8 protein-coding genes are annotated in these 10,262 nt (G+C 61.0%); all 8 read right to left on the reverse strand.

The features are described from left to right. Window positions 1–153: 153 nt before the first annotated feature. The 8 genes from ACTHXA_RS02055 to ACTHXA_RS02090 all read right to left on the reverse strand — a co-directional run bounded on the left by ACTHXA_RS02055 (window position 154) and on the right by ACTHXA_RS02090 (window position 10,242). The gene (locus ACTHXA_RS02055; RefSeq protein ID WP_441668842.1) at window positions 154–585 is read right to left on the reverse strand and encodes a VOC family protein; all 432 of its coding nucleotides are present in this window, start codon (window positions 583–585) and stop codon (window positions 154–156) included. 88 nt (window positions 586–673) lie between these two features. Then, complete coding sequence (locus ACTHXA_RS02060) at window positions 674–2,764, reverse strand: M3 family metallopeptidase (RefSeq protein ID WP_441668844.1); 2,091 nt, start codon at window positions 2,762–2,764, stop codon at window positions 674–676. Beyond that, a complete protein-coding gene (locus ACTHXA_RS02065; protein ID WP_441668846.1) occupies window positions 2,752–3,003 on the reverse strand; it encodes a hypothetical protein in 252 nt (83 codons plus the stop codon). Before ACTHXA_RS02065 ends, ACTHXA_RS02060 begins: the two co-directional genes overlap by 13 nt. 35 nt (window positions 3,004–3,038) lie before the next feature. After that, entirely contained in the window at window positions 3,039–3,545 is a 507-nt protein-coding gene (locus tag ACTHXA_RS02070) for a GNAT family N-acetyltransferase (protein ID WP_441668848.1), read from the reverse strand. Between the two features lie 284 nt (window positions 3,546–3,829). Further along, entirely contained in the window at window positions 3,830–6,421 is a 2,592-nt protein-coding gene (gene valS / locus ACTHXA_RS02075) for a valine--tRNA ligase (RefSeq protein ID WP_441668850.1), read from the reverse strand. Window positions 6,422–6,602: 181 nt separating this feature from the next. After that, a complete protein-coding gene (locus tag ACTHXA_RS02080) occupies window positions 6,603–7,700 on the reverse strand; it encodes a Zn-dependent alcohol dehydrogenase (protein WP_441668852.1) in 1,098 nt (365 codons plus the stop codon). A 401-nt stretch (window positions 7,701–8,101) separates the two neighbouring features. Continuing rightward, window positions 8,102–8,671: a TetR/AcrR family transcriptional regulator gene (locus tag ACTHXA_RS02085; RefSeq protein WP_441668854.1), complete on the reverse strand. Its 570-nt coding sequence runs from the start codon at window positions 8,669–8,671 to the stop codon at window positions 8,102–8,104. Window positions 8,672–8,784: 113 nt separating this feature from the next. Further along, window positions 8,785–10,242, reverse strand: a complete 1,458-nt coding sequence (locus ACTHXA_RS02090; protein WP_441668856.1) for an NCS2 family permease — start codon at window positions 10,240–10,242, stop codon at window positions 8,785–8,787. Window positions 10,243–10,262 lie beyond the last annotated feature (20 nt).

Genomic DNA, 10,262 nt, shown 5'->3' on the forward strand with positions numbered 1-10,262 from the left:
CTGCCCCCGCCCGCCGTATTGGTGCTTGTGCTTGGGGGGCCTTATTTGGCCACAACCCAACCGCCGGGGGGGGGTGGCTATGTTTTCCCCACCCGCCACCGGTCGTTTTGGCGAATTCGGAGGACTGAGATTGATTCTGGGTCAGCAATAGACCTATTCGGCGCCGCTGCCTTCCGGGGTCACGCTGAGCGCCCACATGACACCAAACTTGTCGAAGACTTGGCCGTACCACTGGCCCCACGGAGCCCGCTCAAACGGCATGCCCACTTCGCCGCCGGCGGTCACAAACTTGTCGATAATTACTTGCGCTTCTTCGGGGGAGTCGAGGGTGTACAGCAGCGAATAGGCACTGCCTCGGACAGGATAGGTCTCGCCCGGCATGGCGTCGCCCCCGGCAAGGCTGCCGCCCGGGAGGTCAAGCGTTGCGTGGGCCACTGCGTTGGGGTCTGGTTCGAAGCCCATGTCCATCGGTTGTTCGCCATAGGTGAGGATGTTGAGCTCGCCGCCGAGCACTTCGTGCCAGTGCCGGAATGCGTCGCCTGTTTGGCCGGGTAGAGCAATGTAGGTTGCGAGATTTGAAGTCACGGCTGCCTCCTCAGGCAAGTCGACTGAATTGTCCCGTGCAGTGTTTCGCGGGGAGTTTGGGATTTCCCGGGAGCCGCCTCGCTTTGCTTTAGCCTTCGAGCCCTCGCCTGCGGAGCAGTGGCTGGATGCTCGCATCACCACCGAGAAACTCGCGAACGAGCTCCTGCGGTGGCCGCGAACCGCCGGCCTGAAGAATCGAGCGACGGAAGCGCTCGCCGGTGGCCCGCACATCCGTTGCTGCTTCAAACACCTCAACGGAGGCTGCGTCGAAGACTTCACTCCAGATATAGCCGTAGTACCCGGCCGAATACCCACCGCCAAAAATGTGTTGGAAGTAGGTGCTCGAGTACCGCGTCGGTACGGTGTCTACGAGCAGACCCGCAGCTGCCAGCGCATCCCGCTCGAACTGCGCGACATCAGTGATCCGGGCGGCTTCGGTGGGAGAAAGCGTATGCCACGCCATGTCGAGCACGGAGGCGGCGAGGTACTCCGTGGTCATAAAGCCCTGGTTGAATGCTGCCGCAGCTTTGAGCGCCGAGAATTGCGACTCGGGAAGCACCGCCCCGGTCTCGTGATGCCGGGCATAGTTTGCCAAAACGACCGGATGCGTCAGCCACGATTCATTGACCTGGCTTGGGTACTCGACAAAGTCGCGGCGGACGTTCGTGCCGCCAAAGTGCGGGTAGGTCACGTGCGCGAGCAGCGCGTGCAGGGCGTGGCCGAATTCGTGGAAGAGCGTCTCCACTTCGTCCAGTGTGAGGAGTGTCGGCGAGCCCTCGGGCGGCTTCGGCACGTTGAGGACGTTGAATACTACGGTCGTCTCGCCCAGGAGTTCATTTTGTTGGCGATAGTTGGACATCCAGGCGCCACCGCGCTTAATGTCTCGGGTGTAGAGGTCGAGGATGTACAGCCCGAGGCTCTTGGCTCCCGAGCCATCCCCTTCGTCAGCTTCAAAGACCTCATACACCTTCGCCTCGGGATGATGAGCGATGAGGTCCGATCGTGGCTCAAATCGGATGCCATAAATCAGCGTCGCGGCGAAGAACACCCCGTCGTGGAGCACCCGCTCCGCCTCAAAATATGGACGAAGCGCGGCCTCATCGACGCTGAAATCCCGCATCCGGATCTGTTCGGCATAGTATGCCCAGTCCCATGCCTCGAGCGTGAATTCCGGTTCGCCCTTGTCTCGCTGCTGCGAATCGGCGAGTTCTTGCAAGACCGCGAGCTCCTGCTGTGCGTTCCGCACGGCAGGTGCGGCAAGGGTGCTGAGCCGCTCATCAATTGCGCTCACGGATCCCGCCGTGGAATTCGCGGCCACGAGTGCGGCGTGGCTTTCAAACCCGAGTAGCGCCGCACGCTCGGCGCGCAAGCGCACCGATTCCAGCACCGTCGCACTATTGTCATGGGAACCGCCACGTGTGGCACGCGAACGCGAGGCGCGGTGGATCCGTTCACGTAGCTCGCGATTGTGCAGTTGCGCGAGCCACGGGTGGCCCGTATAGAGCGGTAGTGTGATGCGCCATTTCCCGGGGAGCTCCGCTTCGGTGGCGGCTTGGGCTGCGGCCGCGATTTCCGAGTCGGCAAGCCCTGCCAACTCCGCAATGTCGTCAACGACCACGGCAAGCGCATTTGTATCGCCCTGGAGGTTGCGCACAAACTCCGAGTCCAAGCTCGCGAGCCGCTGGTTGAGTGCCGCGAGACGTTCCTTGCCCGCTGCATCCAGCCCCGCGCCTGAGAGCCGATACTCAAGGTCAAGCCGTTCGACCAGATACCGCTGCTCATCACTGAGCTCGAGTTCGTTTCGCCGCTCGTGCACCGCGTGGAGACGGTCATAAAGCGCCGAATTCAGGCTGATGGCATCGAAGTGCTGTGCGATGCGAGGGGAAAACTCCGCTTCGAGCTGCTCCATCTCGGGTGTCGCATCCGAGGAGGTCAGCGCATAGAACACGGACAGCACTCGCTCGAGATACTGGCCTGATTTCTCGAGCGCAACCACGGTGTTCTCGAAGGAGGCCGGTGCCTCGACCGCGGTGATCGCATCAATTTCGGCGAGGTGTTCCGCGAAGCCCGCTTCGATTGCGGGCGGGAAATGCTCGGTACGAATTTGCGCAAACGGGGGTAGCTGGTGGGGGAGCGTCGAAGCGTTTGCAAATGGATTGTCAGCGCTTAATTCAGCCAATCATCGTCCTCGTCATACTGGTCGCCGGCGGTGATGGTGCCGATTGAGCCATCGGCCTGAAGCGCGATCCTCACCTCGGTCGGATGCTCGGCGACGGGGCGTCCCTCGAGCCAGGTGAGCGTCCACGCGCCTTCGGTGAGACCGCGTTCCTGTTCCGCAGCACGCACCGCGGCCACGAAATCCTCGGGTAGCCCGGTAGGAGCATCCCCACCGACCGCCCAACGACTCCCAATACGCATGCAGACTCCCGCTCAACCACATTCCGTCCGACCGGCTAGGGACGGACCAGCATTTCGTAAGTGCCGAGATCGGTCAAGGTGCCGAATTGACTGCTCATACGCAAATAAGAGTCGTTTGACGTGGGCATTCGCCACATGAGCTTGGTCGCGCCGAGCGATACCGCGTGATCGTGCAGCGCACCGATCAGGACTTCGAGTGCGGTGGCATCGCTCTCCATCTGCTCGACGTAGATCGCATTGATCTCGAGCCGGAGAAAACCATCAAGGGGACTCAACTGCGGGGCAGCGGCCGCGAAGCCGGCGAGGTGGCCGGCGCGTTCGACAAGGAACACCTCGAGGCTGCCGATGCGTTGAAATGCCTGCCAGGTTCGCAGCGCACCTTCGTCACTAAAGGAACCGCCCATGTCAGTGACGTAGCGGCTGTAGAGGTCAACCCAGGCGAAGAAGTCTGAGTCAGCCAGTGGCCGGACCGTCGGTGCGGGGCGGGAAATCGCCCTGGCGCGGGCGCTTCGACGCGAAATGGGTTGATTTAGTTCAGTCATACCTTGCCGTAGTCGGGGGCGAATAAGAGATTCTACGTCGTGGACTATGAGAACTCTCGAAAAATTCTTTCCAACACTCATCGTGGAGGTGTACGCGAAGTCCACAGAAGGTTGCATGTTGGCGCACCTGCGGAGCGACGCGGTAATAAGTGAACGGTAATTATCTTTAGGGTGCGCATGGCCTACGGCCACTTGCGCTCCCGGACTTTACCGGGACCCTGGGGAGGGAATCCGCGGGTGGCTGGTTCGGGGGATCCAGCCACCCGCTTTCTCCCTCATGCCGGCTACTTCTTCTGCGGTGGCTCGCCGAGTGTGATGTCGCGCACGGTGAGTGCCTCACCGGTCGCGAACTCCAGTGCTTCAATACGACCGACCGCTTGGAGATCGGCCACGAAACCGCGCAGCTGCTCGAGTTGTTCGGCAGGTGCTTCGACCGTCACATTGAGAATTGGCGTTTTTTGCGACACCTTTTCGGCGGTCTTTGCCCCGCGGATCGAAATGAGCGCCTCGGATGCCAGCGACAGCACCGCGTGGTCTCCGCCTTCCGGAAGCTCCGTCGCCTGCGGCCACGCGGCGGCGTGCACCGAACCTTCCTGCCACCACGACCACACTTCCTCGGTTGCGAACGGAATCACCGGCGCAAAAAGGCGCAAGAGCACCGAAGTTGCGAGGCGCATCGCAGCCACCGCTGAACGGCGGCTCTCCGCATCCGTAGCGTTGTATGCGCGGTCCTTGACGAGTTCGAGATAGTCGTCGCAGAACGTCCAGAAGAAAGATTCCGCGGCCTCGAGCGCACGAGCATGGTTGTACTCGTCGAGGGATGCGGTGGCCGTTTCGACCACGCGACGCAGCTCGGCGAGCATGGCGAGGTCGAGCGGGTTCGTGATCGATTCGACTCCGGCGCCCTCGGCATCGAACCCGAGTACGAGCTTCGCCGCGTTGAGCACTTTGATCGCGAGTCGACGGCCGATTTTCATCTGTGTCGGTCGCTGCGGGTCGAAGGCCGCATCTGTACCGAGGCGACTGGTCGCAGCCCAGTAACGCACCGCATCCGAACCGTGCTGATCGAGCAGGCCCGCGGGGGTCACCACATTGCCCTTTGACTTCGACATTTTCTTGCGGTCCGGGTCGACGATGAAGCCCGAGAGCGTCGCGTTCCGCCAGGGCAGGGTGTGCTCTTCGAGCTCGCTCCGCAGCAGCGTGGAGAACAGCCACGTACGGATAATGTCCTGACCCTGTGGGCGAAGGTCGAATGGGTAGACGAGCTTGAAGAGCTCTTCGTCGCGCTCCCACCCACCTACGAGCTGTGGGGTGAGGGATGAGGTCATCCAGGTGTCCATCACGTCGACTTCGCCGAGGAAGCCGCCGGCTTGACCGCGCTGCGATTCCTCGTAGCCAGCCGGCGCGTCCGAAGAAGGGTCCACGGGCAGCTGGTCTTCGGCGGGAAGAATTGGCGCGTCGTACTGGACGGTGCCTTCGGCGTCGATCGGGTACCAGACCGGGATGGGCACGCCGAAGAAGCGCTGACGAGAAATGAGCCAGTCGCCCGAGAGACCCTCAACCCAGTTCTCGTAGCGAACCCGCATAAAGTCAGGCCAGAACTTGAGGTCTTTGCCGTGCTCGAGCAGCTTTGCGCGCAACTGCTCGTCATTCGCGCCGTTCTTGACGTACCACTGGCGAGTGGAGACGATTTCGAGAGGCTTATCACCCTTCTCAAAGAACTTCACCGGGTGGGTGATCTGCTTGATCTCACCCTCGAGCTCACCCGACTCGGTGAGCGCATCCACCACGACCTTTTTCGCTGAGAAGACGGTCTTCCCCGCCATCTCGGCGAAGACTGCCTTGCCGGTTTCGCTCGTAATGGCATCGGGCATCTCCGCAATAATGCGGCCGTCCTCGCCAAGAATCGAGCGGTTCGGCAGCTTCAGTTCGCGCCACCAGATCACGTCGGTGACATCACCGAAGGTACAGATCATCGCGATACCCGATCCCTTGTCAGGCTGGGCAAGCTGGTGCGGAAGGACGGGCACCTCGACGTCGAAGAGTGGGGTGCGCACGGTCTTGCCAAAGTACGGCTGGTACCGCTCGTCGTCAGGATGCGCGACGAGCGCGACACAGGCAGGCAGCAGCTCCGGTCGGGTGGTTTCGATGTGAATATCGCGATCTTCCGCATGGAATGCGATGCGGTGGTAGGCACCGGGCTGCTCGCGGTCCTCGAGTTCGGCCTGGGCGACGGCGGTGCGGAAGGTGACATCCCACAGGGTGGGGGCCATGTCCTGATATGCCTCGCCACGCTCAATATTGCGGATAAACCCGAGCTGGGATGCGCGCCGCGAGTTGTCGTCGATGGTTCGGTAGGTCTGCTGCCAGTCGACCGAGAGGCCGAGCTGACGCCAGAGGTCCTCGAAGGACTTCTCATCTTCTTGACTGAGTTCGAGGCACAGCTCGATGAAGTTCTGGCGCGAGATCGGCTGCTGATCGGCAGCCTTGATGCTCTTGCCCTCGCCACCGCGCTGCGGTGGCTCAAAGTTCGCCACATAGGGCAGTGAGGGGTCGCAGCGGACCCCGTAGTAGTTCTGCACGCGGCGTTCGGTAGGAAGGCCGTTGTCATCCCAACCCATTGGATAGAAGACACGCTTGCCCTGCATCCGCTTGTAGCGGGCGATAACGTCGGTGTGGGTGTACGAGAACACGTGACCGATGTGGAGTGAGCCGGATGCGGTCGGCGGCGGAGTGTCGATCGAATACACATCCTCGCGGGTCGCGTCTTCGCGATTGAAGCGGTACGTACCCTGGTTCTCCCACACCTCTTCCCACTTGGCTTCGAGCCCCTCGAGGGCCGGCTTATCTGGAATGTTTGAGGGCGTGGCCGTCATGCATACTCCGTTCGATGTGGACGGCACCGAGTCTGGGGTGCCTACTGGGTAACTCGGCCATCGTACCCGGTCGAGCGTGTGAGTAACGCATCTGGGGCTCGTCTCAACGGGTGGTCGAGACGAGCCCCAGAAGGACGCGGTGAGGACTGCAATGCGTGGTGACTTGCAGTGCTGGTGCGAGCTAGTCGAACACAATCACGTTGCGCGCGACTTTGCCATCGCGAAGCTCCTCATACCCTTCGTTAATCTCATCAAGTGAGATCGTGCGTGCGACGAGATCATCAAGGTTCAGTCGACCCTGTGTATACAGCTCAGCGTAAAGCGAGATGTCTTGTTGTGGATTCGTGGAACCCATCTTGACTCCCTGAATACGCAGCTGATTCATGAGCAGTTCGGTGAAGGGGTCAACGTCGAGGCGGGTGCCGGGTTTGATCATGCCAATCAGATATGCACCGCCACCTTCACGAAGAATTCGCACCGCTTGCTCTGCGGTGGCCTTTAGTCCAATCGCTTCAATGGCGTGGTCAACGCCATTGGTGCCGGTGATTTCGGCGACCGCTGCCACGAGATCTTCTACTTCGCCTGAGTTGATGGTGTCAGTAGCACCAAATTTCTTCGCCAACGCAAGCTTTTCATTTTGCAAGTCAATCGCGATGATGCGGCGAGCCCCGGCGATTGCGGCGCCCTGGACAGCGTTCAGGCCGATGCCGCCACAACCGATGACCGCGACGGTGTCGCCGACCTTGACGCCGGCTGTGTTGATCGCAGTGCCAGCGCCCGTGATTACACCGCATCCGAGTAAACAGGCTTTGTCGAAGGGGATATCTTTGTTGACCTTGACGAGGTTATTTTCGTGGGTCAGGATCTGCTCGGCAAAGCCCGAGAGACTGCTGAACTGCGTCACCGCTTCGCCGTTGCGGCTCAGACGTGATGGTTGATCTGCGGTTCTGGCCACGGCGGCTGGGTTCACACACTGCCAAGGGCGACCCGAGGTACAACGGGGGCAGCGACCACAAAAGTCGATCAGCGAGCCCACGACATGGTCCCCGACTTCCACCGTCGTGACCTCGGGGCCGACCTTCGTGACCACACCGGCGGCCTCATGCCCGAGCACAGTCGGCATAGGAAAGCCGAAATCGTTCTCTTGGATGTGCGAGTCGCTGTGGCAGAGTCCACACGCCTTTACGTCCACGAGTACTTCGTTTTCAATGGGGTCGTCGATATCGACATCTTCGATGATGAACTTTTCGCCAACCGCGTTGAGTACTGCAGCTTTCATGAGGGCTCCTTCGCGCTCGAATTCGGTGCGCGATTACCACCAGCGCTGGTCGCAATGTGCGCAACTCAATGTCCCATTAGGATATGCGACAAGTGTTGATTAAGCGACAGGTGAACCTAAGAATGGTCCCGCGGCGCTGAACTCGGCGACGGCTTCGGGATGCTCCTGCTGGGGCAGGGTTATACCGTGAGCGAGGCACGCAAACGGGCGTAGTGCTCGTCAGCATCGACCAGCCCGACGGCCGACAACCGACCGGAACATCTTCGTCTCCGGTTTGCGGGGCTGGTCTGAAAGACTCTCATTGAAGTAACCGCTAGCTGACCACGCCGTCCAACGCTGTCGCTATGCCGGAACCGCGCACGCGAGCACAATCACCCGTGTTCGGGTTTGGTGAATCTCGGTTACGCGAGGTCATGCCACCACGTGGGCATGCTCGCGAGGATGGAATCGACCACAGCGTCTTGCTTGAGGTTGGGGAGGGTGAGCCACGCTTCGAATGCACCAACGAGAGCGTGCGCCACAAACTCTGCTGCTACCACGGGGTTGAGGTTCTCTGGGAAGGACTCTTGCCGTTCGATTATGAGCCGAATCGACTCGGCGAAGTGACTCGACAATGCGTGGTGGGTTACCCCATCCACCGGATTCGCGAGCGAGCGGCGGTAGATCGTCTCGAATCTCGTAATGTGCGTGACTACGCCTTTGATCGCCGTTCGGAAGATTTCATCGCGTGGCAACTCAGCTTGGTCTCGCAGTGCGAGATCGGTTTCACGAAGTACGTCGAGATCACGCGCGAGTGCCGCTAGGACGACCGACTGCGGAGAGTCGTAGTGGTCATAGAACGTGGCTCGGTTGACGCCGGCGCGCTGCGTAATCGCGGCGACGTTGAGGGGCAGTTCTTCCTCGCTCATCGCGATTTCGAGCGCTGCGGCCTGTAAGGAATCGCGAGTACGGATGATTCGTGGATCGGTCATGGCGGCTCCCTCTTCCGGTTCCTGTCAATCTAGCCCACGGCCGCTCGGATTCTGGCGACCGTAGTGGCGACCGCGCGAATCGAGGTCACGCGAGCCGGTCCACGTGATTCGCTCTACGCGAGCAACGCCTCGATCGGTGAGCGGGCGAAGTACACAATAAAGCCCGCGGCGACCACCCACATGAGCCAATGCACCTTCTTGATGCGTCCGGTGAACGCGTGCACGATCACATACGCGACGAAGCCAACACCGATTCCGTTCGCAATCGAGTAGGTCAGGGGCATCGCGATGATGGTGAGGAAGGCGGGGAGCGAGGTCGCGAAATCAGACCACTCGATATCGGCAACCTGGGCCATCATCATGGCACCAACCACCACCAGCGCAGCCGAACCAACTTCCATCGGCACGACCACTGCGAGGGGAGTGAAGAACATCGCCAGGATAAACAGCAGCCCCGTAATCACGGAAGCGAACCCGGTGCGGGCGCCCTCACCGATACCCGACGCGGAGTCCACGTAGATCGTGTTCGAAGAACTTGAAGTGCCACCGCCAACGACCGCGCCGAGACCCTCGACAACAAATGCAGCGCGGATGCGTGGGAAGGTGCCGTCCTCCTTCGCGAGGCCGGCATTGCGTGCCAGACCGGTCATCGCGCCGATCGCGTCAAAGAAGTTCATGAACACCAGCGTGAGCAAGAGCATGAGTGCTGCGATTGGACCAATCCGCGCGAATGCTCCGACCGGGTCGAAGGCACCCACGAGGCTCAAATCGGGAATCGCGACGATCTGCGTGGGCACCGTGGGGACGGTGAGTCCCCACCCGTCGGGATTGTCGGGCCCGGATGCCCCGATATTCCAGACCGCTTCGGCGATGAGGGCGATGATGGTTCCCGCGGCGATGCCGATCAGGATCGCGCCGGGAACTTTCCGCACCAGCAAGATTGCCATGAGTAAGAGCGTGATCACGAAAATCACGGTCGGGATGGTCGTGATCGATCCGGCAAGACCGAGCTGTACCGGTGGTCCACCCTCTGTGCGGGTCACAAACCCGGAGTTCACGAGCCCAACGAAGGCAATGAACATACCGATGCCGACGGTGATTGCCGATTTGAGCGAGGCCGGAACGGCGTGGAAAATCGCCGTTCTCGCACCGGTGACCCCGAGGATCACGATGATGATCCCGTTGATGACGACCAGGCCCATGGCTTCAGGCCAGGTCACCTGTCCAACCATGGACACCGCGAGGAAGGAATTGATGCCGAGCCCGGCGGCAAGTGCGAACGGTAAGTTGGCGAAGAACCCAAACAGGATCGTGAGCACACCGGCCGCCAGCGCCGTTGCTGAGGCCACCTGGACCGCATCCAGGACATTGCCCTCGACATCGGCGGAGGCACTCCCCGCCAACACGAGCGGGTTCAGCACGAGGATGTACGAGATGGTGATGAAGGTGACCACGCCACCGCGGATCTCTCGTCCCGGGGTCGAGCCTCGTTCCTTCAGCTGGAAGAGTCGTTCAAGCAGTTTTGGGGATTTAGGGTCGGATGCGCGCACAGCCTCAGTTTGATTGCTCACGGCGGAATCTTACTGCGGTT

This window comes from Gulosibacter sp. (assembly GCF_052090685.1).
In the GTDB taxonomy this organism is placed as follows: Bacteria; Actinomycetota; Actinomycetes; order Actinomycetales; family Microbacteriaceae; genus Gulosibacter.